Annotated in this window: 25 protein-coding genes and 1 tRNA gene; 15 read left to right on the top strand and 11 right to left on the bottom strand. The window is 59.0% G+C overall.

Translation table 11 applies throughout. From position 1 onward, the window contains the following. The first annotated feature begins 80 nt into the window (after positions 1-80). Positions 81-842, top strand: coding sequence for an NAD(P)/FAD-dependent oxidoreductase (locus HMPREF3158_RS01505; RefSeq protein WP_246816162.1), 762 nt, complete (start codon positions 81-83; stop codon positions 840-842). 137 nt (positions 843-979) lie between these two features. Here HMPREF3158_RS01505 and HMPREF3158_RS01500 read toward each other — a convergent pair. Together HMPREF3158_RS01500 and HMPREF3158_RS01495 are read right to left on the bottom strand one after the other, a co-directional pair. Next, positions 980-1,056 (bottom strand) — tRNA-Pro (locus HMPREF3158_RS01500). Between the two features lie 101 nt (positions 1,057-1,157). After that, complete coding sequence (locus HMPREF3158_RS01495; RefSeq protein WP_371326192.1) at positions 1,158-2,030, bottom strand: metallophosphoesterase; 873 nt, start codon at positions 2,028-2,030, stop codon at positions 1,158-1,160. A gap of 51 nt (positions 2,031-2,081) precedes the next feature. Between HMPREF3158_RS01495 and HMPREF3158_RS01490 the strand changes: the two genes are divergently transcribed. After that, the gene (locus tag HMPREF3158_RS01490; RefSeq protein ID WP_061920175.1) at positions 2,082-2,546 is read left to right on the top strand and encodes a GatB/YqeY domain-containing protein; all 465 of its coding nucleotides are present in this window, start codon (positions 2,082-2,084) and stop codon (positions 2,544-2,546) included. Between the two features lie 111 nt (positions 2,547-2,657). Here the strand turns inward: HMPREF3158_RS01490 and HMPREF3158_RS01485 are convergent, their stop codons facing one another. Next, entirely contained in the window at positions 2,658-5,102 is a 2,445-nt protein-coding gene (locus HMPREF3158_RS01485) for a transglycosylase domain-containing protein (RefSeq protein ID WP_070497039.1), read from the bottom strand. Between the two features lie 223 nt (positions 5,103-5,325). Between HMPREF3158_RS01485 and HMPREF3158_RS01480 the strand changes: the two genes are divergently transcribed. The 4 genes from HMPREF3158_RS01480 to HMPREF3158_RS01470 are packed head-to-tail and all read left to right on the top strand — an operon-like array spanning position 5,326 to position 7,157. Next, positions 5,326-5,649, top strand: coding sequence for a WhiB family transcriptional regulator (locus tag HMPREF3158_RS01480; RefSeq protein WP_061920180.1), 324 nt, complete (start codon positions 5,326-5,328; stop codon positions 5,647-5,649). A 59-nt stretch (positions 5,650-5,708) separates the two neighbouring features. Next, complete coding sequence (locus HMPREF3158_RS12645; protein ID WP_086892235.1) at positions 5,709-5,867, top strand: Sp36 family protein; 159 nt, start codon at positions 5,709-5,711, stop codon at positions 5,865-5,867. Beyond that, positions 5,867-6,325, top strand: coding sequence for a RidA family protein (locus tag HMPREF3158_RS01475; protein WP_061920182.1), 459 nt, complete (start codon positions 5,867-5,869; stop codon positions 6,323-6,325). The genes HMPREF3158_RS12645 and HMPREF3158_RS01475 overlap by 1 nt, the downstream gene beginning before the upstream one ends. A gap of 19 nt (positions 6,326-6,344) precedes the next feature. Then, the gene (locus tag HMPREF3158_RS01470; protein WP_062036162.1) at positions 6,345-7,157 is read left to right on the top strand and encodes an MBL fold metallo-hydrolase; all 813 of its coding nucleotides are present in this window, start codon (positions 6,345-6,347) and stop codon (positions 7,155-7,157) included. 101 nt (positions 7,158-7,258) lie between these two features. On the opposite strand, the gene glxR is transcribed toward HMPREF3158_RS01470, so the two are convergent. Further along, positions 7,259-7,942, bottom strand: a complete 684-nt coding sequence (gene glxR / locus HMPREF3158_RS01465) for a CRP-like cAMP-activated global transcriptional regulator GlxR (protein WP_061920186.1) — start codon at positions 7,940-7,942, stop codon at positions 7,259-7,261. 341 nt (positions 7,943-8,283) lie between these two features. Between glxR and nth the strand changes: the two genes are divergently transcribed. From nth to HMPREF3158_RS01445, 4 genes are read left to right on the top strand one after another with little or no spacing between them, the layout of a single operon-like run. Then, the gene (nth, locus tag HMPREF3158_RS01460; protein WP_062036160.1) at positions 8,284-8,937 is read left to right on the top strand and encodes an endonuclease III; all 654 of its coding nucleotides are present in this window, start codon (positions 8,284-8,286) and stop codon (positions 8,935-8,937) included. Between the two features lie 19 nt (positions 8,938-8,956). Then, positions 8,957-9,583 carry a TlpA family protein disulfide reductase gene (locus HMPREF3158_RS01455; protein WP_062036158.1) on the top strand — a complete coding sequence of 209 codons (627 nt, stop codon included), beginning with the start codon at positions 8,957-8,959 and terminating at the stop codon, positions 9,581-9,583. Further along, positions 9,580-10,287, top strand: coding sequence for an NUDIX hydrolase (locus HMPREF3158_RS01450; protein WP_062036156.1), 708 nt, complete (start codon positions 9,580-9,582; stop codon positions 10,285-10,287). Before HMPREF3158_RS01455 ends, HMPREF3158_RS01450 begins: the two co-directional genes overlap by 4 nt. Positions 10,288-10,345: 58 nt before the next feature. Beyond that, a complete protein-coding gene (locus HMPREF3158_RS01445) occupies positions 10,346-11,542 on the top strand; it encodes a MarP family serine protease (protein WP_141740965.1) in 1,197 nt (398 codons plus the stop codon). Here the strand turns inward: HMPREF3158_RS01445 and HMPREF3158_RS01440 are convergent. The 6 genes from HMPREF3158_RS01440 to HMPREF3158_RS01415 form a co-directional block, all read right to left on the bottom strand. Next, complete coding sequence (locus tag HMPREF3158_RS01440; protein ID WP_062036154.1) at positions 11,539-13,236, bottom strand: dipeptide ABC transporter ATP-binding protein; 1,698 nt, start codon at positions 13,234-13,236, stop codon at positions 11,539-11,541. The two genes, HMPREF3158_RS01445 and HMPREF3158_RS01440, sit on opposite strands and share 4 nt — an antisense overlap. Beyond that, entirely contained in the window at positions 13,236-14,195 is a 960-nt protein-coding gene (locus tag HMPREF3158_RS01435) for an ABC transporter permease (protein WP_061920197.1), read from the bottom strand. The genes HMPREF3158_RS01440 and HMPREF3158_RS01435 overlap by 1 nt, the downstream gene beginning before the upstream one ends. Continuing rightward, positions 14,188-15,114 (bottom strand): ABC transporter permease, encoded by a 927-nt coding sequence (locus HMPREF3158_RS01430; protein WP_061920199.1) that lies wholly within the window; start codon positions 15,112-15,114, stop codon positions 14,188-14,190. The genes HMPREF3158_RS01435 and HMPREF3158_RS01430 overlap by 8 nt, the downstream gene beginning before the upstream one ends. A gap of 340 nt (positions 15,115-15,454) precedes the next feature. Then, positions 15,455-17,041 carry a peptide ABC transporter substrate-binding protein gene (locus tag HMPREF3158_RS01425; RefSeq protein ID WP_070497036.1) on the bottom strand — a complete coding sequence of 529 codons (1,587 nt, stop codon included), beginning with the start codon at positions 17,039-17,041 and terminating at the stop codon, positions 15,455-15,457. Between the two features lie 236 nt (positions 17,042-17,277). After that, complete coding sequence (locus HMPREF3158_RS01420; RefSeq protein ID WP_070497032.1) at positions 17,278-18,213, bottom strand: alpha/beta fold hydrolase; 936 nt, start codon at positions 18,211-18,213, stop codon at positions 17,278-17,280. A gap of 161 nt (positions 18,214-18,374) precedes the next feature. Beyond that, a complete protein-coding gene (locus HMPREF3158_RS01415) occupies positions 18,375-18,869 on the bottom strand; it encodes a phage holin family protein (protein WP_070497029.1) in 495 nt (164 codons plus the stop codon). Between the two features lie 122 nt (positions 18,870-18,991). Between HMPREF3158_RS01415 and HMPREF3158_RS01410 the strand changes: the two genes are divergently transcribed. Then, complete coding sequence (locus tag HMPREF3158_RS01410) at positions 18,992-19,717, top strand: oxidoreductase (RefSeq protein WP_070497026.1); 726 nt, start codon at positions 18,992-18,994, stop codon at positions 19,715-19,717. A gap of 9 nt (positions 19,718-19,726) precedes the next feature. On the opposite strand, the gene HMPREF3158_RS01405 is transcribed toward HMPREF3158_RS01410, so the two are convergent. Beyond that, on the bottom strand, positions 19,727-20,593 hold the full coding sequence (locus tag HMPREF3158_RS01405; protein ID WP_070497048.1) for an HAD family hydrolase: 867 nt from the start codon (positions 20,591-20,593) through the stop codon (positions 19,727-19,729). Between the two features lie 407 nt (positions 20,594-21,000). Between HMPREF3158_RS01405 and ssd the strand changes: the two genes are divergently transcribed. The 4 genes from ssd to HMPREF3158_RS01385 are packed head-to-tail and all read left to right on the top strand — an operon-like array spanning position 21,001 to position 24,483. Further along, complete coding sequence (gene ssd / locus HMPREF3158_RS01400) at positions 21,001-22,026, top strand: septum site-determining protein Ssd (protein ID WP_070497023.1); 1,026 nt, start codon at positions 21,001-21,003, stop codon at positions 22,024-22,026. A 14-nt stretch (positions 22,027-22,040) separates the two neighbouring features. Next, complete coding sequence (locus HMPREF3158_RS01395; protein WP_070497020.1) at positions 22,041-23,186, top strand: TadA family conjugal transfer-associated ATPase; 1,146 nt, start codon at positions 22,041-22,043, stop codon at positions 23,184-23,186. Next, on the top strand, positions 23,183-23,959 hold the full coding sequence (locus HMPREF3158_RS01390) for a type II secretion protein F (protein WP_070497017.1): 777 nt from the start codon (positions 23,183-23,185) through the stop codon (positions 23,957-23,959). The genes HMPREF3158_RS01395 and HMPREF3158_RS01390 overlap by 4 nt, the downstream gene beginning before the upstream one ends. Continuing rightward, on the top strand, positions 23,953-24,483 hold the full coding sequence (locus HMPREF3158_RS01385) for a type II secretion system F family protein (RefSeq protein WP_070497014.1): 531 nt from the start codon (positions 23,953-23,955) through the stop codon (positions 24,481-24,483). The genes HMPREF3158_RS01390 and HMPREF3158_RS01385 overlap by 7 nt, the downstream gene beginning before the upstream one ends. Positions 24,484-24,506 lie beyond the last annotated feature (23 nt).

The raw sequence follows: 24,506 nt of genomic DNA, 5'->3' as shown, positions 1-24,506 counted from the left end.
GAAGCGTTGCTGTCGTCGATAGCGGCAAACCTCGCAATCGGTTTAGCTCGCATGCGCACGGAATTATGGGGCTCGACGGTGTGAACCCGGTGGAGTACTTGGAAAAGGGGCAAAGCGAGTTTCGTGCTTTCGGCGGCAATTACATAAAAGGCACTGTTGCCAAGCTTGAGCCTGCCGAGGGCGGCGCACTGGGCTGGCGAGCTTTTACTGTTGAAGGTGATGAAATCCGTGCCAAACATGTCTTGGTCAGCACGGGTATTACGGATGAATTGCCAGATGTTCCCGGTGTAGAGGAGCTGTGGGGCCAACGAATTTTCCATTGCCCGTATTGCCATGGTTATGAAGTGCGTAATCGTCGAATCGCGGTTATCGGCGGCCTCAATCCGGGATTTACTGTGCGGATGGTGCACTTGCTGCGAAAGTGGAGCCCGAACATTACTTTCTTTCCGAATGGTCTTTCTCTTGGCGAAACAGACCTCAAGCAATTCGCCGCGCGTGGCATCGAGGTAAATAACAAGCCTGTGCAGCAGGTTGCCGCCGATCCTGATTTCTCTGAGGGGCTTATCCTCAGCGTGGATGGGGAAAAGATCCGGTTTGAGTCTTGTTTTGTGGGGCCGGCTTTCCACCCGAACCACCAGCTTTTGATTGAAGCAGGCTGTCAGTACGACGAGGACGGATGGGTTCAGCAATCCAACGGACGTACTTCCCAACAAAATCTGTGGGCTGCAGGCAATGTAACCAGTTCACCAGACCAAGTCCCACAAGCTATGGGAGCCGGAGCTGCCACCGCAATTGCGATCGACCAAGCAATGCTGACCGCTGAATTAAGCGAGCTGGTTTAAGTCAATCTTGCTGGTAGCCAGCTTTCGCTACGCGCTTCATGGTGGGGAAGCCGACCGGCGGGCGGCGGCGGAAAAAGAAAAAGGTCGCTGCTCTGTGTGAAGCAGCGACCATTTCTGTCAGCTTGTGCTGATTGTATTGGTCGGGATAACAGGATTTGAACCTGCGACCTCTTCGTCCCGAACGAAGCGCGCTACCAAGCTGCGCCATATCCCGGAAACCGTCTTAAGCGGTACCCGAATACTTTAACGCAGCCTGAGGGTGAACAACAAAACGCCAGATGAGCGGGGACTCTAGCCTGTGGCCAGGATGCGGCGCTAGTTGGCTTCGGTGATGCGCAGCAGCGTCGCGGAAGGTCGGCAGAAGATGCGCACAGGGGCAAACTTCGAGGTGCCGAGGCCGTTGGAAACGTGCATCTTCATCGGGCCGAAGTCATGCAGACCCTGGACACGAGCGCGGTCGATTCCGCAGTTAGTGACCAGTGCGCGGGAGCCCGGCAGGCAGATCTGGCCGCCATGGGTGTGGCCGGATAGGGAAAGCTGGTAGCCGTCGGCAGCGAATTGCTCAAGTACGCGCGGCTCAGGGGCGTGGAGCAGTGCCAATGCCAGGTCCGCATCCGGGTTGGGGGCGCCGGCGATCTCTGAATAGTCATCAAGGTCGTGGTGCGGATCATCCACGCCAGCGACGGCGAGCTTGACGTCGCCCACCTTGAATTCCACGCGAGCCTGGTTGGCGTCGTGCCAGCCACGCTCAATGAATGCCGCACGCATGCCCTTCCATGGCAGGTCAACGTAGGAAGGCTCACGCTTGCGGCCCAACAGGTACTTGAATGGGTTGACCGGACGCGGCGCCCAATAGTCGTTGGTGCCGAAAACGAACAGGCCTGGTCGGTTCAGCAGCGGGCCGAGGGCGCGCAGTGTATCGGGCACGCCGCCCTGGTCCGACAGGTTGTCGCCGGTGTTGACCACCAAATCGGGATTCAGCTTATCCAGCGCCGCAACCCACTCAATTTTTGCTTCTTGCCCCGGAATCATGTGCAGATCCGAGATATGGAGGATGCGGAACTCTTCCTCACCGCGCAAAGTGCCCGCAGGCAGCAGCGGCAGCGTGTACTCTTTCAGCTCAAACTTGGTCAGTTCGGTGTAACCCCACGCCAGGGTGCCAAGGCCAGCGGCGGCAATGCCGCCCATAATCGGGAGAATCTTCACCTAATCAAGCCTACCTGGCGTAGATTGAAGTACATGAGCCAGCTTAAAGAAACCATTCGTGGAGATCTGAAGACCGCAATGAAGGCCCGCGAGAAGGAACGCACCAGCGCTATCCGCGCCCTGCTCGCTGCAATTCAGGCAGAAGAAACCAATGGCGCACGCCATGAACTAACCGATGAAGACGTACTCAAGGTCATCGCACGCGAAATCAAGAAGCGCCGCGAGTCCGCTGAGGTATACGCAGAAAATGGCCGCCAGGAGCTGGCCGACGCCGAGCTTGCCGACGTCCCTTACTTCGAGGCCTACCAGCCAGAGCAGCTTGACGACGCCGAGCTGGACACCCTCGTCGGCGAGGCCATCGCTGAGGTAGAAGCAGAAACCGGTGAGACCGTAACCATCAAGCAGATGGGTAATGTGATGAAGGTTGCCACCGCGAAGGCCGCTGGCCGCGCTGATGGCAAGCGCCTTTCCGCGGCTGTAAAGGCAAAGCTGTCTTAAGCCCTAAAAACGCGTACCGCTCTATGCAAATAAGGCGTTCAATCTCCGCGATCGGAGTGCCTTAAATACATAGAGCGGTATTTTTTTATGCCCTTCTAGCTTCTCTAGAAGCTAGAGGCCGAAGAAGCTGCGGATGTCGTTAGCGACGGCGTCGATGTCTTCCTGGCGGATGAGCGGCTCCGGTGCGGGCTGCTGCTGTTGATTGCCGGAAGGGGCCGAGTTGGCACCGCCGGTGCCGGTCCGTGCTGCTTCGGCGCCTTGGCCGCTACCGTTGGAGGAAGGCGGAGGTGCGGCAGAAGTGCCGTCGGAAAGCTGCAAAGTGACCTCCGCACCCTTCTTGAGGCCCTTTGGCCCAGTAATCGCGCGGACCACGCGGCCATAAGGCACGCCGTTGCCCTGTACTTGCGAGACCTTTACCTCATAGCCCTCGGCCTCTAGCTTGGAGCGAGCCTCACTTTCGGACTTGCCGCGGAGGCTGTCGAAGAGCGAATTGACCTTGCCCTCGTCATAAGCCTTGTTGTAATTCGGAACCGTGCCCTGTGCTGCGGCCGGAAGGTTAGAGGCCATCGCGTAGAAGGAACGCGCGGGCTCAAGGCCGCCGAAGAGATCGCCGTAACCACACTGGCGCACCGGGCTGGTACACAGCGAGGAGGTGTTGGTGCCGTCGTTGTAGATATAAGGAGCGGCAGATATAGCGGAGTTAAAGCCCAGGAATGCGGAGGACTGATTGGACTCTGTAGTACCAGTCTTTGCCGCAGCCTTGCCGTTAAAGCCCATCATCTGTGCGGAGGCAGAGGCAGTGCCCTTTTCGGTATCGGCCGTCATGTTGTTGGTCAGCGCATTGGCGATGTCCTTGTTGACGGCGCGCTCGCAATTCGGAACCTTGAGGTAGACCTCGTTGCCGTCCTTGTCCGTGATCTTGCTGATCGGGTTAGGCTCACACCACATTCCCTCCGAGGCCAAGGTGGCGCCGACGTTAGCCAGCTCCAGCGGATCTACGGCAGTCGGTCCAAGCGTGTAAGAACCCAGGTTGGATTCCTTGATGTGTTGGGCGATCGAGGTGTCCTTGTCGTAGCTGCCCTTTTCGTCATAGGAGCGCAGGCCCAGTTTTACGGACATATCTACTACGTGCTCCACGCCGACCTGCTCGATGAGCTTGATGAAGGTCGTATTCGGCGAGAACGCCAAGGCATCCTGCATCGTCATGGTCGCGGCGTAGTTGCCGGCGTTTTCCACGCAATAGCGGTTAGGTGGGCAGCCCACGGTACCGCCGGAGCCCAAGCCCTCTGCTTCGTAGTGGGTTGGGACATCGAGCTGATTTTTGATGCCATAACCAGACTCCAGAGCGGCAGCGGCGGTAAAGACCTTGAAGACCGAGCCGGCGCCGTTGCCCACTAGGGAGTGCGGCTGCGGGAGCATGGTTTCGTTCTTGTCGAGGTCCAGACCATAAGTGCGGGAGGAGACCATGGCGAGCACTGGGCGGTTGGACTTGCTGGGCTCGACTACGTTCATTACCTCGGCGACGCCGGGTGTATTGGGGTCTGTCTGAGAGCGCACCGCATTGAGTGCTTGGTCTTGTACGTCCGGGTTCAGCGTGGTGCGGATGGTGTAGCCGCCGCGGGCGAGCTGCTCGCGGGAGATGCCCTTTTCTTCTAGGTATTCGATGACGTAATCGCAGAAGAAGCCACGATCCTTGGCGCTGATGCAACCGTTAGGAAGTAGGGAAGGCTTATCGAGTACGCCGAGATCTTGCTGGGCGTACTTATCGGCCTCTTCCTGGGTGATGGAACCGCTATCTGCCATGGACTGCAGCACGAGGTTGCGGCGCGAGAGCACCTCGTCCTTATTGGTAAAGGGGTTGAGGTACTCAGAGGATTGGACCATGCCGGCCAGCATCGCTGCCTGTGGCACGGTGAGTTCAGAAGCATGGGTGCCAAAATAGGTGCGCGCAGCGGCCTCGACGCCGTAGGCGTGATTGCCGAAGGGGACGAGGTTCAGGTAATTGCTGAGGATTTCTTCCTTGTCCAGCTTCTTATCGAGGTCCGTTGCCATGCGCATCTCACGCAGCTTGCGCGGTACCGATTGCTCGATGGCGGCGGCGCGCTCTTCTTCCGTTTTGGCATTGACCAGCAGCAGGTAGTTCTTTACATATTGCTGGTTCAAAGTTGAAGCGCCCTGGGAGACGCCGCCGGAAGCCAAGTTGCTCCAAAGGGCACGGAAATTGCCTTGGAAGTCAACGCCCTCGTGCTCGTAGAACCGGCGGTCCTCGATGGCGACGATTGCCTGCTTCATCGGTTTGGAAATCTTCTCGGCGCTAACAGGGTGGCGACGCTGCTCATATATATAGGCCAGGCTGTTGCCTTTGGCGTCCAAAATCGTGGATACGCCTGGGGCGTCGCCAGCAGTGAGATCTTGCAGATCTGACTGCATGGTGTCGTTGGTACGGGCAATTGCCACACCAGAAAGACCCGCAAAGGGGGCAATTACTACGGCGATGAGCGCCCCCACGAGAACCGTGGAGAGGGCAATTTTTCCCAGGGATTTGATGACAGTCACGAGAAACACCCTACGTGGTGAAACTGTGAGCGGGGAAGAATGAACTCCCCCCTAAAGTGTGACGTGTTAGACAAGTGCTTACGCGTGTGAATACACTTACCGTTGTTACATAATATTCCGCAATATGAAACATCTTACAAGCGGCTGCGCTGCTTGTATGGGGTTTCATAAAAATTATTCCCAAAGCCGCGGAATAGGTAGTAGAGAAAGGAGCTACCCAGTCATGACCGTAAGCCTGAAGGTAACGGGAGCGTCTAAGTCTGCAAGTGCGACCGAGCGCGGTGAATGGGTAACTCAAGCAAAGTGCCGTAACGGTGACCCAGACGCATTGTTTGTCCGTGGAGCCGAGCAGCGTAAGGCTGCTGTAATTTGCCGCCACTGCCCGGTGCTCAATGAATGCCGTGCCGATGCCCTCGATAACCGCGTGGAATTTGGCGTATGGGGTGGCCTGACTGAGCGCCAGCGCCGTGCGTTGCTGCGCAAGAACCCGCACATCACCAGCTGGGCACACTACCTAGCTGAGGGCGGCGAACTCATCGGTATTTAACCAAATCGCAGGGTTGGTTAACGCGCCATTTTTGCCCTTAGGCCGGTAGAATATGGCCTATGACTAAATGGGAATACGCTACCGCGCCTGTACTGACTCACGCGACCAAGCAGATCCTCGATTCCTGGGGTGAAGATGGATGGGAGCTGGTTACCATCACTCCCGGCATGAATCCGGAAAATGTCGTGGCTTACTTCAAGCGTGAGGTGGAGCAGTAATGAGCCATCTCACGCGCCTGGCTGATCTTGGATATTCACTGCCCGAGGTGGCAAAGCCGCTTGCTTCCTACGTGCCTGCAGTGCGCGTAGGAGATCAGGTGTGGACCTCCGGTCAGTTGCCTGTAATTGACGGCAATCTGCCTGCCACCGGCAAGGTCGGCGCAGAGGTATCTGTTGAAGATGCGCAAGAATACGCCCGGGTGGCAGCGCTGAATGCTCTCGCAGCTATCGATTCCGTTGTTGGCTTAGACAACGTCTCGCGCGTGGTCAAGGTTGTAGGTTTCGTGGCTTCGGCACCTGACTTTGTGGAGCAGGCTGCTGTTATCAACGGTGCTTCTGACTTCATCGGAGAGCTATTCGGAGAGGCTGGCACTCACGCTCGCTCGGCTGTGGGCGTGGCCGTTTTGCCGAAAAACTCGCCCGTCGAGGTTGAAGTTATCGTAGAAATTTCTAAGTGATCGGATAGGCTTAGTAATCATGGAGCATCCTGCATACAGCCAATTGCGTCCCGTGACTCAATCCGTGGGCGTTGTTCTTTGTGACAATCCAAGCTACACGGCACTTGAGGGAACCAACACGTGGATCATTCGCGCTAACGAAGATTCCAGGGCCATCGTTGTTGATCCGGGCCCAGAAGATGAAGGTCACCTCAACGTCGTCAGCGCTAACGCTGGCGAGGTGGCGCTGATTTTGGTTACCCACCGTCACGATGATCACGCATCGGGTGCGCAGCGTCTTCGCCAGCTCACCGGTGCGCCGATCCGCGCTTTCGACCCGAACTACTGCAATGGAGCAGAGGCGCTTGTCGACGGCGAAATTATCACCGTCGACGGAATTACCCCGCAGCTAGAGGTTGTCCACACCCCAGGGCACACTGCGGATTCCACCTCTTTCTTTGTGTGGTCTGGCGTTGCCAAGGATTCTCAGCTCGAGGGAATCATGACCGGTGACACCATTGCCGGCCGCCACACCGTCTTGCTGTCTGAGACCGATGGTGACTTGGGCGAATACTTGAAGACCTTGGACATGCTGGAAGAGCGCGGCAAGGACATCCCGCTGCTGCCTGGCCACGGCCCAGATTTGGATGATGTTTCCCAGGTTGCGCGCAAGTACATTGACCGTCGCTACCACCGTCTTGACCAGATCAAGGAAATCCACGGCCGCTTGGGCGAGGACATTGATCTCAAGACTTTGGTCGATGAGATGTATGACGACGTTGACCCAGTTCTGCGGCATGCAGCTGAGCAGTCCACTCGTACTACTTTGAAGTACTTAGCTGCGCGCAAGTAGGCGGGGCAAATAAACTGCCTGAACAAAACCGCTAAAACTACAAATAATCTCCCGGCCTCCTGAATAGGGAAGCTGGGAGATTACTTTTAGTTTTAAGGCTTTTAGCGAGCGCGCTTTGCCAGGTGCTCGGTATCCACAATGAGGACGGACTTGCCTTCGAGGCGAATCCAACCGCGGTGTGCGAAGGTGGCCAGAGCCTTGTTGACGGTCTCGCGGGAAGCGCCGACCAGCTGGGCGATCTCTTCCTGGGTGAGGTCGTGGTTGACGCGCAGTGCGCCACCTTCCTGCACGCCGAAGCGGTTAGCCAGCTGCAGCAGGGTCTTAGCAACGCGGCCCGGAACGTCGGTGAAGATGAGGTCCGCGAGGTTCGCGTTGGTGCGGCGCAGGCGGCGAGCCAGAACGCGCAGCAACTGCTGGGCGATGGCAGGGTGATCAGCGACCCACTGCTTGAGCATCTCGGAGTTCATGGTGGCTGCCTGCACCTCGGTGACGCAGACTGCGGAGGAGGTGCGTGGGCCTGGATCGAAGATGGAGAGCTCGCCGAACATATCGGAAGGGCCCATGACGGTCAGCAGGTTCTCGCGGCCATCCGGAGCGTGGCGGGCCAGCTTAATCTTGCCCGAGGTGATGATGTAGAGACGGTCACCGGGCTCGCCTTCATCAAAAATGGTGGTTCCGCGCGGGAATCGGACGGTTTCCATCTGCTCAATGAGGTTCTGTACCGCGACGGGATCAACGCCCTGGAAAATACCAGCGCGAGAAAGAATGTCCTGTACGCCTTCCACGATTTACTCCTTGAAGTCAATGGGGGGGTAGTGGTGTTGAAATGCCCAGAACTCTTCCAAGCATTTGACGCGTGTGTAACGAAAACCTAGATGTGTTCTAGCGATACAGGCGCGCGCCCCTATGTAACTCATCTCATCCTACAGTGTAATTTGTCACTTTATCTAACCTCGTGAAAAATTGTCACAGCTTAGAGGAGGTCAGGGGGCGTATGCGAAGAAATTTCTTAGTTTCCGAGGACCTTCGCCTCAAGCTTTTCCATGAGGATTGCAAACAGTGCGAGGGCGACGGGCACGATGATAACCAGTGAGACCATGCCCGCCATTCTACTAAGGTAGGAAAGATGTCTGACTCATCGCCCGCTAGCCGTGCATCGCGCATCAATGAGCTGCTAGCAACGGAGTACCCCGACGCCGAATGCGAACTAGATTTTCGCAATCCCCTAGAGCTGCTCGTGGCCACGGTGCTCTCGGCACAATGCACCGATGCCAGGGTCAACCAGGTTACCCCGGAGCTTTTTGAAGAGTATCCCTCTGCCGCGCATTATGCCGCGGCCCGAAGGGCCGACCTGGAGGCTATTTTGCGCCCGCTGGGCTTTCAGCGCGCGAAGGCGGGGCACTTGCTGGGCATCGGCGAGAAAATCATGGCCGATTTCGATGGGCAGGTCCCCACCGGAATTAAGGAGCTGACCTCTTTGCCCGGCGTGGGCCGCAAGACTGCGCTGGTGGTACGCGGCAATGCATTTGGGCTGCCGGGGATTACTGTAGATACCCACTTCGGAAGGCTCATGCAGCGCATGGCTTTGAGCGAATCCAAGACGCCGCTGCAGATCGAAAAAGACATAGCCCAGCTGCTGCCGGAGGAAGAATGGACGGTGTTTTCGCATCGCATCATCTTCCATGGCCGCCGTGTTTGCCATGCGCGTTCCCCGCAATGCGGCGCCTGCGTAGTGCGTCATTTGTGTCCTACGGGCGCCGCACCTCCTGATGTCCGGTAGGGGCAGTAAGGTATTGCGCATGAACAGGCCCAACATTTATGTCATCGGTTCGCTTATCGCAGCAGTGCTTGTTGCCTTGGTGGCCTTTGTTGGAGCACGCAGCCTTTTGGGCGCAGGCCAGGATTCCGCAAACAGTGCCTCAAACAGTTCCCAGAATGCGGCCCAGAATGCGGCCCAAGGCGCGGACCAGAGCGCTACTGCGGGTGTTGGCGCGAACGCGAACGTCGCCAAGCGCCCAGCGTGTCCGGAAGGGCCGGTCGCCGGAGTAGAACTTGAGTGCTTGGGCGCGCAGACCAAGGGGAAGGCAAAGGATGTGCAGGTCATCAACGTCTGGGCGTGGTGGTGCGAGCCTTGCCGAGCTGAGCTGCCGTATGTGCGCCAGATTGCGGATGAGCATCCCGAATGGTCCGTCGTGGGAGTGCATGCGGATAAGAATGCAGCAAATGGCGCGGCCTTTTTGGAAGACCTCGGAGTGAATCTCGCAAGCTACCAAGACTCCGATAATTCCTTCGCCGGCACCCTGGGTCTTCCCGGCGTCATCCCGGTCACCGTCGTGGCCTATAAGGGCGAGGTGAAAAAGCAGTACGTCAAGCCTTTTAAGTCGGCGGAAGAGCTGGAGAAGGCCGTGGAGGAGGCCCTGCGATGAGCGCGCGGGAACGCACGGTTTTTCCGGAAAGAGCGCCGGGGTGGCTGCGTCCTGCCTTAGGCGTGGATGCGCGGGCGGCGCAGGAGCGAATCGGTAACCGGGATGCGGATCGCTTTACCCAAACCACACCACCGGTGCGGCGTGAGTCTGCCGTGTTGGTCCTGTTCAAAGGCTCTAGTTTTAAGGATGGGGAAGTGCTGCTCACACACCGTTCGCCCACCATGCGCTCTCATTCAGGCCAAATTGCTTTCCCTGGCGGACGGCGGGACCCAGAAGACGCCACGCTTGTCGACGTTGCACTACGCGAGGCCTGGGAAGAAACCGGGCTGGAGCGCGCGAGTGTGACTGCTCTGGAAGTGTGGGAACAGTTGCATATTCGTGCAACGGGTAACCCCGTAAGCCCGGTCTTGGCCTACTGGCACTCCCCGGGCGAGGTCTGGGCTGCCAGCCCGGAAGAGACCGATGACGTGTTTTGGTATCCATTGCGTGAGCTCGCGGAGCCGAAGAATCGTTTGTTGGTGGGCTTCGGTCCGTGGCGTGGCCCGGCCTTTTATGCGAATGACTACCTCGTGTGGGGCTTTACTGCCGGAATTCTGGCAACAATATTGGAGCACGCTGGGTGGGAGCGTACATGGGATAACAATTCCGTGCGTGATCTGCACGGCGCACTAAGCCGCTCCCAGAATAATGAGAAGATGTTTTAGCTTCCGCAGGCAACTTACGGCTCTTCTTAGACAATAGATAAAGAAAGATTTTCCTCCCGTGACCCTGACCCTCGCCCTAGACCTCCTGATTATGGTCGCCGTATTGCTCGCCTTGGCGGCGGGCTGGCGCCAAGGAGCTATCTCTGCCGTGCTTTCCTTCGTGGGCATCGTGGCGGGCGTTGTGTTGGGCACGGTGCTGGCTCCCGTTGCCATGCAGCTTACGGACCAAGCGGCTTTGCGCTTCCTGCTGGCCATCGGCGTGCTTGTTCTGCTCGTGGGCGTCGGCCAGCTCATCGGCGCAAGCATCGGCGCGCGCTTGCGCGATAGGATGCGGACCCGGCAAAAGCAGCGCGTGGATTCTTTCATCGGTGCCGGCTTCCAGGCAGTGGCTGCGATCTTTGTGATTTGGTTGGTTTCGCTGCCCTTGGCCTCCAATGTGGGCGGTACCCCAGGCAAGGCCTTGCGCGAATCACGCATTCTGACGGCGCTTAATGGGGTGGCGCCTACGCAGCTGGCTGCGTTGCCGAATGGCGTCGCGGCGATGCTGAATGAATCCGGCCTGCCGCCGCTGGTCTCGCCGTGGCAGACTTCCGACTCAGCCGTCGAGGTGGCCGCGCCGCCACAGGACGTGAACGATCCTGCGCTGGTCGAGCAGCTGCGTCCATCAATTATTCACGTGCTTGGCGACGCAGAGGTTTGCTCCCGCCGCTTGATGGGTTCCGGCTTCGTCGCGGCCGATGATTACGTGATCACTAACGCCCACGTGGTAGCCGGCACTGAGAAGGTGCACCTCGATACCGTGTTGGGGCTGCGCGAAGCGCAGGTGGTTTATTACAACCCGGACGTCGATATTGCTGTGCTGCACAGCAAGAACCTGGGAATTGCTCCGCTTGAGTGGGCTGAACAGCCGGCCGATACCGGCGATGACGTGATGGTCATGGGCTTCCCGCACTCCGGGCCGTTCGACGCCGGCATGGCGCGGGTGCGCGAGCGCATCACCATTGCTGGGCCGGATATCTATTCCAAGGGCCGCGTCGAGCGTGACGCTTATACGGTGCGCGGCACCATTCGCCAGGGAAATTCAGGTGGCCCGATAGTCAATGACATGGGCCAGGTGTTGGGCGTGGTCTTCGGCGCTTCCGTGGATGATGCGGAGACCGGTTACGCGCTTACTGCCGATGAGGTAAAAAGCCACATCGGCGATATCACGCAGCTGCGGCGCCCGGCAGACACCGGCAGCTGCGTTGCTAGCTAGCTTTTGGTCAGCCCCAAGTTGCTGCCCGTGCCAATCTCCAAGTGCATACCCGGAACCGAGTTGATGAGGTTGCGGGTGTATTCCTCTTGCGGGTTGTTGAAGATGGCCTCGGAGGTGCCAGCCTCCATGACCTTGCCTTTGCGCATAACCACGACGTCGTCGGCAGTCTGACGCACCACGGCTAGGTCGTGGGTGATGAACAGGTACGACAGCTTGAGCTCGGACTGCAGCTGCGCCAAGAGCTTGATGATCTGGTCTTGGACCAGCACGTCGAGTGCGGAGACCGCCTCGTCGAGAACAATGACCTCTGGGTGCAGGGCCAAGGCACGAGCGATCGCGATACGCTGACGCTGACCACCGGAAAGCTCGTTCGGGTAGCGGCGCATCGCAGAACGCGGCATTGCCACCATGTCGAGCAACTCTGCAACGCGGGCCTCGCGCTCTTTGCGGTTACCCACCTTGTGCAGCGCGAGTGGTTCCTCGATGCACTTGTAGATGGAATACATCGGATCCAAGGAACCATATGGGTTCTGGAAGACCACCTGCATCTTGCGGCGCAGCTGGAAAAGCTCCTTCTTGGACAGCTTCGAGGTGTCCTTGCCCTCGAACTCGATGGTGCCGGAGGTCGGGGAGAGCAGGCCCAGCACCATGTTTGCCACGGTGGACTTGCCCGAACCAGACTCGCCCACGAGTGCCATGGTGGTGCCGCGACGGATATCAAAAGAGACGTCGTCGACTGCCTTGAGCAGTTTCTTCTCGCCGCGCTGACCGCGGATATCGAATTCCTTGTTCAGGTTGCGCACGGAGATGACGGCTTCATCTTCGATGTTGGCGCTGTGCGAAGCCGCGGCCTTGAGCTCTGTGCTTTCCACGCCTGCCTCTTGGGCAGCGCGGATGCGCGAGGAAGCCAAGGAAGGCGCTGCGGTAACCAGACGCTGGGTATATGGGTGCTCCGGATCGCGCAGAATCTCGCGCGAAGGACCAGACTCCACGATGCGGCCGCGGTGCATCACGATGAGGTGCTCGGCGCGTTCTGCCGCCAAGCCCAAGTCGTGGGTAATAAATAGCACGGCGTTGCCCAGCTCTTCAGCGAGGTGACCCAGGTGGTCCAGGATGGTCTTCTGCACGGTCACGTCCAGCGCCGAGGTGGGCTCGTCGGCAATCAGCAGCTTTGGGCGCGCAGCCAGGCCGATGCCGATGAGTGCGCGCTGGCGCATGCCGCCAGAAAACTCGTGTGGATACTGCTTGGCGCGACGCGCGGCGTCGGGAAGCCCTGCTTCCTCCAGGATCTCCACGACGCACTTTTCGCGCTCGGAGCCCTCCAGCACGTTGTTAGCCTTCAGCGACTCTTCGACCTGGGTGCCGATACGCCAGACCGGGTTCAAGTTGGACATTGGATCCTGCGGAACCAAGCCGATCTTGTTTCCGCGCAGGGCCTCGAACTGCTTGTCGTTGTAGTGGGTGATGTCCTCACCCTCGAAGAGGATTTGTCCCTTCGTCACCTTGCCGGTGCCCGGCAGAAGTCCCAGGATGGACATCGCGGTTGTGGACTTACCGGAACCGGACTCGCCCACGATTGCCACGGACTGGCCTGGGTAGATGGTCATGTTGACGCCACGTACTGCCTCGACGGTGCCGGTGGAGGACTCGAAGGAGATGTGGACGTCCTTCATTTCAAGAAGTGGCTTATTCATTAGCGATTCCTTGCCTTCGGGTCGAGGGCGTCGCGGACGACGTCGCCCATCATGATGAAGCTCAGAACGGTCAGGCCCAGAGCGCCTGCCGGGTAGAACAAAACGGCTGGATTCATGCGCAGGGAGGCCTGTGCATCAGAGATGTCGCCGCCCCACGAGACGAACGTGGAGGGCAGGCCGATGCCGAGGAAGGACAGCGTGGCCTCGGCAACGATGTAGGTGCCCAGCGCGACGGTGGCATAAGAAATGATCGGAGCCGCAGCGTTCGGCAGGACGTGGCTAAACAGGATGCGGGCGTTGGAAGCACCGATGGAACGCGCGGATTGGACGAATTCCTCGTTCTTGATGGATACAACGGCACCGCGGGTGATGCGGGCGATGGATACCCAGCCGAATAAGCCAAGTACGAGAACCACAGTGATGATGGTGCGGTGCTCCTTGAACATCTGCATGACAACGATGGCCGCCAACACCAGCGGGATGGCGAAGAAGATATCGGTGATGCGGGAGAGAACAGCGTCAATCCAACCGCCGAAGAAGCCGGCTATGGCGCCCACTAGGGCACCGATGATGACCACGAGGAGGGTGGTCAAAACACCGACGATCACGGATGCGCGTGCGCCGTAGATAACGCGGGCGTAGATATCGCAGCCCTGGCGGTTAAAGCCGAATGGGTGGCCTGCCTCTGCTGGGTCGAGCGACTTGGAGAGCTCGCACATACGCGGGTCAGTATTGGTGAAAAGGCCGGGGAAGAGCGCGAGGAGAATCGCCAAGGTGATCATCACGGCGGCGACCCAGAACAATGGGCGGCGGCGCAGGTAACGCCATGCTTCGCCCCACTGGGAGGAAGGGGCGGATTCATCCTTGACAGCGTCGACGGCGCCGAGGCCGGTCTCGTCGACGTCGGAGATGAAGTGCTCCTGGCCTGGGTACTGGGTGGTCTTGTCGAGTTTAGGCATAGCGGATCCTCGGGTCGAGTACTGCGTAGAGGAGGTCAACCAGCAGGTTGGCGATGATGTAGATGATCACCAGCACGGTGGTGAAGGAGACGATTGTGGTCGGCTCGCCGCGCAGGATGGCTTGGTACATGGTGCCGCCGACGCCGTTGATGCCGAAGATTCCTTCGGTGACGATGGCGCCGGTCATCAGCGCACCGATGTCGGCGCCGATGAAGGTGGCAACGGGGATAAGCGAGTTGCGCAGCACGTGTCGGCGGGTAACAGCCCCGCTGGAAAGACCTTTTGCGCGCGCGGTGCGTACGTAGTCAGCGCGTAGGTTTTCGGCCACAGACTGACGTGTCAGGCGGATGACGTATGCCAGGGACAGCGCACCCAGGACGATGGCTGGCATGAGCAGGGCTTCGAAGGAAGCCTTAGCGCCGACGGTTACGGGCAACAGCTGCCATTTAATGCCGATGAGGTACTGGAAGACGAAGCCAATGACGAAGGAAGGAACGGCGATAACCAATAGGGACACGACCAAGACGGTGGAGTCAAAGAATCCGCCGCGGCGCATGCCGGCGATGACGCCGAAGAGGATGCCGAAGACCGTCTCGAAGACGATGGCCATGAGCGTCAGCTTCACCGTGACGGGGAAGGCATTAGCCATGACCTGAGTGACCGGGACGCCGGAGAAGGTCGTGCCGAAGTCCAGCATGAAGATGCCCTTGATGTAGAGCAGGTACTGGACAATGAATGGCTTGTCGAGGTTGTATTCCGCCTCGATCCTGGCGCGAGCTGCCTCGGTGAGGCCGCGGTCGCCGCCGAGGGCTTCGACCGGGTCACCGGGCATCAAGAAAACCAGTGCGTAGATGAGCAGGGTGGCTCCGAAGAACACCGGGATCATCTGGAGCACTCGTCGCCCGATATAGCGCAACATAGTGTCGTCCTTTACTAGTTGTGTGCATTCGCTTGCCGACGCCGCGTGGAACCTGGCGGGTCCGTACGTACTTGCGCTGTGGCAGAGGCTGCTTACGCATTTATGAAAATCTGTCGCCTGTCTGGCTATAGGAAATCGTAGTTTGTGACCTAGCTCAATGTGTAATGTGCAGGCGTTATCGAATTATTAGCGGGTGTAGTGTTCAGGGGTGCTAACCGCGTTTTCGGGGCCTAGTCCGTAACAGAAACTGTGGGATGTGCAAACCGAGAAAGGGGGCGGGCATGGCATTGCTCCGCCTCGAACGCGCCGAGGCGGAGCAATGCCATGAGCGGAAGGAGGGTTACTCCTTGGTGATTTCGTAGTAGACCGGTACGCCCTTCCAGCTGAACTTGGCGTTGCTTACGGCCTCTGAGAAGCCGCCGGTGGCGTTCGGGTACCACAGTGGGATGGCCGGCAGGTCCTCGAACAGGATTGCCTGAGCCTCCTTGTACTTGGCATTAGCCTCCTCCTGGGAACTGGACTTTGCTGCCTCTACCAGGAGCTTGTCGAACTCTTCGTTGGAGTAGTCGCCGTCGTTAGACGAGCCGCCGGTCTGGTACAGCGGTGCCAAGAAGTTACCCATGGATGGGTAGTCTGCCTGCCAGCCGGTGCGGAAGCCGGTCTTGATGGTGCGGTTGGTGACTTCATCACGCAGGGACTTGAAGTCCGGGTAAGGCGCGCCAACGGCCTCGATGCCCAGGGTGTTCTTGATGGAGTTGGATACTGCGTCAACCCAGCTCTTGTGGCCACCGTCAGAGTTGTAGGCGATCTCGAAGGAAGGCGAGGACCACTTGTTCATCTTGTCAGCCTCAGCCCACAGCTTTTTAGCCTTCTCTGGGTCGTACTTCACGACTTCGTTGCCCTTGATGTCCTCGGAGTAACCCGGGAGAACTGGGGAGGTGAAGTCCTTGGCAGGAGTGCGAGTGCCCTTGAAGATGGTCTCGGTGATCTCGTCACGGTTGATTGCGTAAGAGATTGCTTGGCGGCGTAACTTGCCCTCTTCGCCGGAGAAATGCTCAAGGTTCTCGCCGATGGTGAAGGACTGGAAGCCTGCGTAAGGCTGGTTGGATGCGCGCTCACCCAGGTCGGACTCGTAGACGTCGAAGGCGGCATCTGGGACGGTGTCGAGAAGATCCAGGTTGCCGGAGAGCAGATCGGCGTAGGCGGCGTCGTTAGAAGTGTAGAAGACGAACTTAACGCCGTCGTTGGCAACCTTCTGGCCACCCTTGTACTCCTCGTTCGGAACGACGGTAGCGTCCTGGTTGTGGTTCCACTCGGCGAGCTTGTACGGGCCATTGCTGATCGGGTTCTGACCAAAGGCCTCCAGGTCATCGAAGGCGGACTCGTGGAGCGGGTAGAACGCGGAGTAACCCAGCTGTGCTGGGAAGTCTTGCTCAGGGTTGTTGAGTTCGACAGTGAAGGTGTAATCGTCTTCTACCTTCAGGCCCTCGAGCTCCTTTACGCCCTCCTTGAAGCCCTTGATGTTGCTGAAGAAGGAAGCGTTGAGCTGATCGTTTGCCACCGCGTAGTTCCACGCGTCAACGAAGTTCTTTGCGGTAACCGGGGAACCATCGGAGAAGTTGGTCTTCTTGAGCTTGATGGTGAACTTGGTGTTGTCCTTGTTTGGCTCGATGGATTCTGCGATCTCGTTCTGCGTCTTGCCATCTGCGTCGTAGTACACGAGGCCTGAGTAGATGCTGTCAACGATGCGGCCGCCGCCGGTTTCGTTGGTGTTCGCCGGGATCAGCGGGTTCTGGGGTTCGCTGCCCCATGCGGTGATGTAGTTGCCGCCGGAACCGTTCGCGGAGCCGTTATCGCTACCGCATGCCGCGAGGGCCAGGGTTAGGGAGGCTGCAGAAACTACAGCGAACGTCTTTTTGATCGTCATAACGGGGAGAGACCTCCGAATTAGGTCGAGCCTTGAGTGAACATTGATGAACCTTGAAAAGGTTGGAACTGAAGTTACACTGTGGCTGCGCGCACATTCAAGGATTTGAAAATTATAAGCGTGTGATAAAAACTATAAGTCGGCAGATAGTATTGTCTGAGCTGGCCTTTTGTGTGAGTACATAAAGAAAACGCCACCCCTTTGTGGGGTGGCGCTCGGAAAGTATTAATTGTTACTTATTTCGCATTTTGTTCCCTTAAGGGGGCAAGCCATTGCTGAAGGGTTTCGACGAAAACGCCTGGGGCCTCGATGTGCGGCAGATTCTTAGTCTGCGGAATGGTCATTTCTTGGAAGGTGCCAAGGGTGCGGTTTTTCGCGCGGCGAATAAGCGGGCGCCACAGTTGCTGAGCGGGATGAAGATAAAGAACGGGTGCTTCCACCGCGGAGTCTATCCAGCTTAATGGCGGAACAGCAGTGCGCATGCGGTGGTTCCACAAGATGCCGCGGCGCACATTGCCGATTTGTGAGGCGGTAATGCGCAGCTGTGCAATCTGGTTGCGTGCGTCGTGCGAAAAGCTTGCGTCGGTGTTGAGAGCCAGCTCTTTTTCATAGCTTGAGGCATAAAGGAGAGGGTTGCGGCGGCTGAGTGGTCCGCCCAAGCGGCAAAGGGCGGCACGCAAAAGGAGCCAGCCGAAGTCCCAGGGACGTGCCGCCATCGCGCGGCGCAGATCGACCGGATGGGAAGAAGAGATGGAAACTAAGCCGAGCGTGCGTTCTGGGCGCTCGCTAGCTACCTCCCAGGCAATTGCGCCACCGGCATCTGCGCCAACCAAGAAGGCTGCATCGTGCCCCAAGGCTTGGATTACGCCGGTAACATCGCCAACTACTGCGCGAATATCTTGGCCTGCCTCGACCGGCGGTTTATCGGAAAGGCCAAAGCCGCGCATGTCGAGGGAAGCAACGTGAAAGCCTTGTGCGGCCAAAGGGGCGATGGCGTCTTTGAAATCGAACCAGCCGCCGAAAGAGCCGTGCAGAAAAAGCACGAGCGGATCGCTTGGAGAACCCGCGGTTGCAACGTGAAGACGAATGCCGCGGGTATGGACGTACTCGTGTTTGAATGGTCCGTCTAGCTCAACCACCGAGGGCGACAAGGGCGCTGGAGTCTGGGCCATGAGATGTGGTTCCTTTCACCAGATAAGGCAGCTTGTGGCAAGAAGGGGCGGGAGAGACGGGGGAGGAGGCGAAAAGCAAACTCGCCTATTAAATGCTAAACCCGCCCGAGTAAAAGCAAGCTCGGGCGGACTAAGCGAAGAAAAGTCTCAAGGTAGAAGCTTTAGGTGTACAAACCGCGCTCGACGGACTTGGAAGCCTTGCCTGGAACCAGCTTCTTTAGTTCCTTGGTGGACTCGATGGTCTTCTCAGGTGCCTTGACCTTCTTGATGTTCTTAAAGCCGATGAAGCCAACGACGGCTGCGATCACCAGCATGATGAGGAAGACGATCAGGAATGCGGCCCAACGGTCGAGCCACTTGTCAAGCAGCTCGGCGAGGAAGAAGAAAAAGAAGAAAGAGCTGTAAAGCGCAACGGTTCCGGCAACGCCGAACATGCCAGCACCGATGCCGCCCTTCTTAGCGGACTGAGCCAGCTCAGTCTTGGCGAGCTCGACCTCGGAGCGGACAAGCTGAGACATCTGCTCGGTAGCGTTGGAGACCAGTTGGCCAACGGAAGCCTCGCCGCGCTTCGAGCTATCGGCGTCGCTAAGCGGGATAGCGTTGACCTTTGGGGCGAACTGGTTCGCACCGTCAGTGAATAGTCCGTCGTTGCTCACGGTTAAATACTCCTAGCGTTTGTCTAAATCTGTATTGGCCACAGTTATTGGCCATAGTAATGAAACCCGACAGCTGAGTGTGTGAGGAATCGCAGTGGCCGCACAGGTCTATTCTAGAGGATATGGCAGAAAAAGACCCGTTGGCCCCGCTCTTTGCTTTACCCGGTGTGGAAAATTCAGCCGCGCGTGCGGTCGAGAAAATTTCTCGCGCGCACCGCCGTCCGGCTGGATTACGGAAATTTGATGTCATTTCTGCGGAATCGGCGATGCGGGGTGCACGTGCTGCGGTCTTTGTAGAGGGGCTCAAAATTTCGCCCAATGTTGCGCCCGATCTAACTACTGAAGACGCAATGGAAGGGCCGTTGGCCAATTCCATTAGTGCCTATAGTCTCTTGGCCCCGGAGGTTCAGGCAACCACAGTGCGCACCTTTGCCCGTGCCCCGTTGCAGGTGCTTGCGCGTCTCGACGTCGCGGCCGGCGGCACGGGAATGCCAAACAGCGCACAAGCAGCACGCGTACAAGCCCTTTCTCGTCTTGTAAGTGGAGGAAGCGGTGTTGCCTTCGACCGCCTGCTGCCCGTCGTGGTGCACGCGGAAATTGCGGCTTATGAGGTATTTGGCCCACGCAGCAACCTAATTGGAATGGTTGCCGCACGCCTGGCAGCCATCCATAGCGGATTCGATCCGCGTGGCTTCGCCGTACCGGAGACCTATTACAACCGCCATAGCTCGCAGTATTGGCAGGCCATAGGAGAATATTCGGAAAATCCCGGGCCCGCATTGGAGTTTTTGCTTGCAGCCTGGGCTGCCGGAGGCGTGGAGGCGGATGGAATCGCGCGCTCGGCCTAGAAGCTGGCACTAGGCGCTGGACTTTGGGGTACGCAGAAAATCCGGGTGCTGGTTGAGCCAGAGCCCTGCGGCCACAACCGCTGCGATGCCAGCGACGACGGCGGAACCAATGCCTACTTCTTTCGCGCCGGGCATCGTAAAAAGCGGAACCGGATCCTTGAAGGTGCGGATATCCCAGCCATGTTCCAGGGCATGCTTTTTCATGTGGCGATCGGGGTTGACCGCCACTGGGTGGCCAACCAGAGCCAGCATCGGGATATCGGTGGCGGAATCAGAATAGGCAAAAGAGCTATCCAGGTCGATATCTAATTCCGCAGCGAAGTCCGCAATGGCTTGAGCTTTTGCTGCGCCCTTGCAGTAGTGCAGAATCTTTCCGGTGAACTTGCCGTCCACCTCTTCTAGCTCAGTAGCGACTACGCGCTCGATGCCTAGCTCTTCAGCGATGGGGCGCACGAGCGTGGCAGCCGAAGCTGAGATGATGATTACCTCGTGGCCGGCTGCTTGGTGGAAATCGATGAGTTCTCGGGCCTCTGCGTAGATGGCGGGCGTGACCACGTTGTGCATGGTCGCTTTGGCGATGCTGTGTACCTCCGCGACGGACCAACCGGCGATCATTGCGGCTAGTTGATCGCGAGTGGCGTCCATCTGCTGGCTGGAGTGCCCCGCGAACATGTAGCTTGCTTTTGCAATCGACATCTGCAGCGCCTCCGCTGGGGTAATGAGCCCGTTGTGCATGAACTCTTTGCCAAAGGCGAAAGCAGAAGAGGTGGCGATGATGGTCTTGTCTAGATCGAAGAATGCAGCCACGCGTGCGCAATCGGCGGCCTGGTTTACGGGGGCCTCGCCGCTGCGGTGGTGGCTGGGTGCATCATTCATGTTGTGGCCAATGTTAAAGGTGTTGCGTGGCTGCGGCAAGAGGATCGGTGCAAGCTAACAAATGCAGGAAACATGCTGGATTGCTGCTGTTGTCAACCTGTCTCTTACATGTCATAATGAGCCTTGCAAGGCCCCGATATACAGTGCGGCCTGCCCCGGCTCACCCCCCCCGATGCCGGGTTACCGATGACCCGCGCACACCCCCCCCCGAGGCGCGGGTCATCATCTATTTACAGGCGGGATGCCCTAGAAACCACGCGTTCAGGAAAGTACTGACCGCACTATTTCCACAGTTTTTAGCTGATACGTCATCTTGAGTCGCGATAGGGGCTTTAAAACCGGCGAGTTATCCACAGCCGCAAAATTGCCTCTAGTGCTGGGGATATCGCTTCGCCAATGCTTGAGGCATGAGTTCATACGACGCCAGCATCGCTATCGCAGTGGGAGATTCCGCGCTGCGGGTGGAAGTAATTGCCGCGGCAGCGGCGACGAGCGCGCAGGTTACTGCGGTTGAGGACCCGCGTGACTTCGCGCGGTACCTGCCGAAAGCCACGGTCATCGTTGCGGATAAGCTCACCGCGGAATTAGTCGCTAGCCACAGTAGGGCACCAGTGCTTTTCGTAGCAGCAGATCCAGGACCCATTGATTATGAGGCCGCCATGAAGTGCCGCAGCGCCGAGGCTTTTATCATTCCGGCGGAATCGAAACAGCTTTTGAGCGCTTTGGCGGATCGAGTCCGGCCGCAGCAGACAAGCGGCAATAACTTCGCGTTGGCCATAGTTGGCGCGGCAGGGGGAGTAGGAACTTCGACTTTTGCTTATGCCGTGGCGAGCGTGGCAGGGGCTGGACTGCTTATCGACGCCACCTCTTACTCCGGTGGGCTTGACCTACTGGCAGGAATCGAGGAGGAGCCGGGAGCGCGTTGGCCGGATCTTGCGGCAGGTAGCGGAAGCGTAAACGCAGTGGATCTACATCGCGCGTTGCCGCGAGTAGGCGAACTGGGAATTTTGGCTGCTGCGCGGAGTGCCCATTCAGGCCAGCCGAGTATTAAGCCGGCGCGCCGGGAGGCTATTTTTCAGGCTGCCGCGATGCACCCAGCCGGGGCAGTTTTCGATTGCTCGCCCCTTGAAATCCCACAGGCCTGCGAGCATGTCGTAATCCTAACGGCTGCTGAGGTGCGCCCGACTGCCGCATGCGCCAAGCTCGTGGCGGAGCTGGAAGCCAAACAACAAAAATGCAGTGTAGTGGTGCGCTACAGGCAGTGGTCAGGCCTTTCGAAGGAAGACATCGCCAAAATTGTTCACCGCGATCCGATTGCGGAAATTCCCACGCTCCGGGGTCTTACCAAAGCTGCTGATACGGGTGGCCTACGGCGGCTGCCACGCGGGCTGCGGGTGGCTGCCGAAAACGTTGTCAGCGAGGCCCTGGCATGAGCGGCGGTGCGGGGATGAGCGAGATAAATCTCTTGGATAGGTTGCGCACGATTGTGGCAGCGTCGCCTGAGTTGGTGGCTGACACTACGGCGCTCGCGCGCCGGATTCGTCAGGAGGCAGGCGTTATCAGCGATGCAGACGTGCTGGATCTGCTGCGTCGCCTGCGGCATGATTCCCTGGGCCTGGGAGTCCTCGAGCCGATCCTGGCGCAGCCCGGGCTTAGCGACGTCGTGGTTAACGGCCCGCGCAGTTGCTTTATCGACCGAGGCAATGGGCTAGAACCCACGCCAGTTTCTTTTGTCGATGATGCCGAAGTCCGCCAGCTGGCCACGCGCCTGGCCGCAGTAGCAGGCGTGCGCCTCGATGATGCGCAGCCTTTTGCCGATGGTCGGCTTGCCCGTGGGGATGGCACTGCGTTGCGCCTGCATGCTTTGTTGGCACCGCCTTCGGCTGGCGGGACGTGCATCAGCTTGCGCGTGCTACGCCAGGCGCAGACGAGCCTGGAGCAGCTTGTTGCCAGCGGGAGTATCGCGAAAGAGGTGGAGCCGCTGCTGCGGGCCATCGTGGAAAAACATGCTTCCTTTCTCGTCATTGGCGGCACCGGTGCGGGAAAGACCACTTTATTGTCGGCGCTGCTGGGCACGGTGCCTAAGAATGAGCGCATCCTTGTCATCGAAGACACCGCGGAGTTGGCGCCGCTGCATCCGCATGTGGTGACTTTAGTATCCCGGCGCGCTAATGCAGAAGGCCGCGGTGAAATAACGATGGCTAAGTTGCTGCAGCAGTCTTTGCGTATGCGCCCCGACCGCATCGTGGTCGGTGAGATTCGTGGTGCGGAGGTCGTGGACCTGCTCGCCGCATTAAACACTGGTCACGATGGCGGAGCAGGAACGTTGCATGCCAACTCCGTGTGGGAGGTGCCAGCTCGCATGGAGGCACTCGCCGCACTGGGTGGGCTGGACAGGGCGGCGTTGCACTCCCAACTGGCCGCCGCAGTGCATGTGGTCCTGGCGATGGAAAGAGGGCCTGAGGGAAGGCGCCTGGCACACATTGGGGTGCTGGAAGGCAATCCGGTACGGCCGCAGCTTATCTGGAGCGCCGACACCGGGCCGGGGGAAGGCTTTAGCGAGTTTGCTGAGCGCTTAGGGGTGGCGCAATGACTTTTATTTTTCTGGCTTTAGCTGCGCTTTTAGCGCAACCATCCGCAGCACGGCGCTTGCATCAAACGGAAGGGCGCAAGCGTATCCCGACGCTTTTGATTGGGCCAATCGTCTTTTGTGGTGGGCTGTGCTTTTATGCCTTTGGCCGCTTAAGCGTCGCCCTCGCAGTGCTCTGCGTCGTTGCCTGCGCGGTGTGGTACCTGCGGGATATCAACTCCGCGCGGAGGGCCCGGCGCGCCCGCAAAGAACTCGCCACGTTCCTGGGCACAGTCTCTGCGGATCTGCGGGCCGGTGCTACGACGGCCGGTGCCCTAAAGCGTGGCGTGGAAGCGCTACCTGCGGATTGCCCCGCCACCGTGCTCGTGCCGCTGCGCACTGCGGCAGGCATGGCCGCCCACGGTGGGGCCATCCACGGTCCGCTCGTTGCGGCCACGGAACCGGCGGTGGTGCGGCTAGGCCACGTCATTCGGCTCTCTTCTTTGCACGGCGTGGCGCTGGCGGGGCTGGTGGAGCAAGCCCAATCCCAGTTGGATGCGGCCCGCCGGCATGCGCAATCCACGGAGTCTTCTCTGCAAGGTCCGCAGGCCACCGCGCTTATCCTGGCATGTCTGCCGCTGGCCGGCATCGCCATGGGAGGCGCGATGGGCGCAGATTCGCTGGGGCTGCTTTTAGGAGGCGGACTTGGTGGCCTTCTTCTCGTCATCGGGGTTGGCCTGGCCTGCGGCGGGTTTGCGTGGTCGCGCTACATCTTAAGGAGCGCGACGGCATGCTGACTTATCTTTGCCTGGCTCTTGCACTGTGCATTCCCACGAGCGCACCGCTGCGTCGGCTCGTACGGCCCAAGACTCCGCGGGATGGCCCCGGAAAACAGTCGGCACCACTCGATGTGGCCGCCGACCTAGAGCTCTTCGCCGCCTGCGTGGAGGCAGGGCTGTCGGTACGTGAGGCCTTGGCAGGCGTGGCGTCGACAAGCGCGTGCGTTGCCTGGAAGGAAGCGGCGACGCTGCTGGGCGTGGGCGCTCCGCTGGCCGCTGCCGTGGACGTGCTGCGCGCACAGCCGCAACTCGAAGATCTCGCCGGATTACTGGAGCTTTCCGGGGAATCGGGTGCGGCGATTGCCGCGGGCTGTCATCGCCTAGTCGAAACCTTGCGGGCGGAAGCCACAGCTCATGCCACCGCTCGGGCAGAGCGCGCCGGGGTATTCATCGCGCTGCCGCTGGCAGTGTGTTTCCTCCCAGCCTTCATAGTCCTGGGATTGGTGCCGGTGATTTTAAGCCTCGGCTCCCAATTGTTGTAACCGTAAACCACACATTTTCACCT

It is taken from the genome of Corynebacterium sp. HMSC06G04, from assembly GCF_001807365.1.
GTDB lineage: Bacteria > Actinomycetota > Actinomycetes > Mycobacteriales > Mycobacteriaceae > Corynebacterium > Corynebacterium simulans.
Note: the sequence above shows the minus strand (reverse complement) of the source record. Positions and strands in the feature narration are given on the sequence as shown.

Bases quoted from the DNA above. Each gene is read 5' to 3' on its own strand.
- HMPREF3158_RS01450 (WP_062036156.1), top strand. From the start codon at position 9,580: ATGAGCGCGCGGGAACGCACGGTTTTTCCGGAAAGAGCGCCGGGGTGG.
- HMPREF3158_RS01435 (WP_061920197.1), bottom strand. From the start codon at position 14,195: ATGCCTAAACTCGACAAGACCACCCAGTACCCAGGCCAGGAGCACTTC.
- HMPREF3158_RS01410 (WP_070497026.1), top strand. From the start codon at position 18,992: ATGGCAGAAAAAGACCCGTTGGCCCCGCTCTTTGCTTTACCCGGTGTG.
- HMPREF3158_RS01470 (WP_062036162.1), top strand. From the start codon at position 6,345: ATGGAGCATCCTGCATACAGCCAATTGCGTCCCGTGACTCAATCCGTG.
- HMPREF3158_RS01405 (WP_070497048.1), bottom strand. From the start codon at position 20,593: ATGAATGATGCACCCAGCCACCACCGCAGCGGCGAGGCCCCCGTAAAC.
- HMPREF3158_RS12645 (WP_086892235.1), top strand. From the start codon at position 5,709: ATGACTAAATGGGAATACGCTACCGCGCCTGTACTGACTCACGCGACC.
- HMPREF3158_RS01430 (WP_061920199.1), bottom strand. From the start codon at position 15,114: ATGTTGCGCTATATCGGGCGACGAGTGCTCCAGATGATCCCGGTGTTC.
- HMPREF3158_RS01495 (WP_371326192.1), bottom strand. From the start codon at position 2,030: ATGGGCGGCATTGCCGCCGCTGGCCTTGGCACCCTGGCGTGGGGTTAC.
- HMPREF3158_RS01480 (WP_061920180.1), top strand. From the start codon at position 5,326: ATGACCGTAAGCCTGAAGGTAACGGGAGCGTCTAAGTCTGCAAGTGCG.
- HMPREF3158_RS01425 (WP_070497036.1), bottom strand. From the start codon at position 17,041: ATGACGATCAAAAAGACGTTCGCTGTAGTTTCTGCAGCCTCCCTAACC.
- HMPREF3158_RS01390 (WP_070497017.1), top strand. From the start codon at position 23,183: ATGACTTTTATTTTTCTGGCTTTAGCTGCGCTTTTAGCGCAACCATCC.
- HMPREF3158_RS01440 (WP_062036154.1), bottom strand. From the start codon at position 13,236: ATGAATAAGCCACTTCTTGAAATGAAGGACGTCCACATCTCCTTCGAG.
- nth (WP_062036160.1), top strand. From the start codon at position 8,284: ATGTCTGACTCATCGCCCGCTAGCCGTGCATCGCGCATCAATGAGCTG.
- ssd (WP_070497023.1), top strand. From the start codon at position 21,001: ATGAGTTCATACGACGCCAGCATCGCTATCGCAGTGGGAGATTCCGCG.
- HMPREF3158_RS01385 (WP_070497014.1), top strand. From the start codon at position 23,953: ATGCTGACTTATCTTTGCCTGGCTCTTGCACTGTGCATTCCCACGAGC.
- HMPREF3158_RS01395 (WP_070497020.1), top strand. From the start codon at position 22,041: ATGAGCGAGATAAATCTCTTGGATAGGTTGCGCACGATTGTGGCAGCG.
- HMPREF3158_RS01490 (WP_061920175.1), top strand. From the start codon at position 2,082: ATGAGCCAGCTTAAAGAAACCATTCGTGGAGATCTGAAGACCGCAATG.
- HMPREF3158_RS01475 (WP_061920182.1), top strand. From the start codon at position 5,867: ATGAGCCATCTCACGCGCCTGGCTGATCTTGGATATTCACTGCCCGAG.
- HMPREF3158_RS01420 (WP_070497032.1), bottom strand. From the start codon at position 18,213: ATGGCCCAGACTCCAGCGCCCTTGTCGCCCTCGGTGGTTGAGCTAGAC.
- HMPREF3158_RS01455 (WP_062036158.1), top strand. From the start codon at position 8,957: ATGAACAGGCCCAACATTTATGTCATCGGTTCGCTTATCGCAGCAGTG.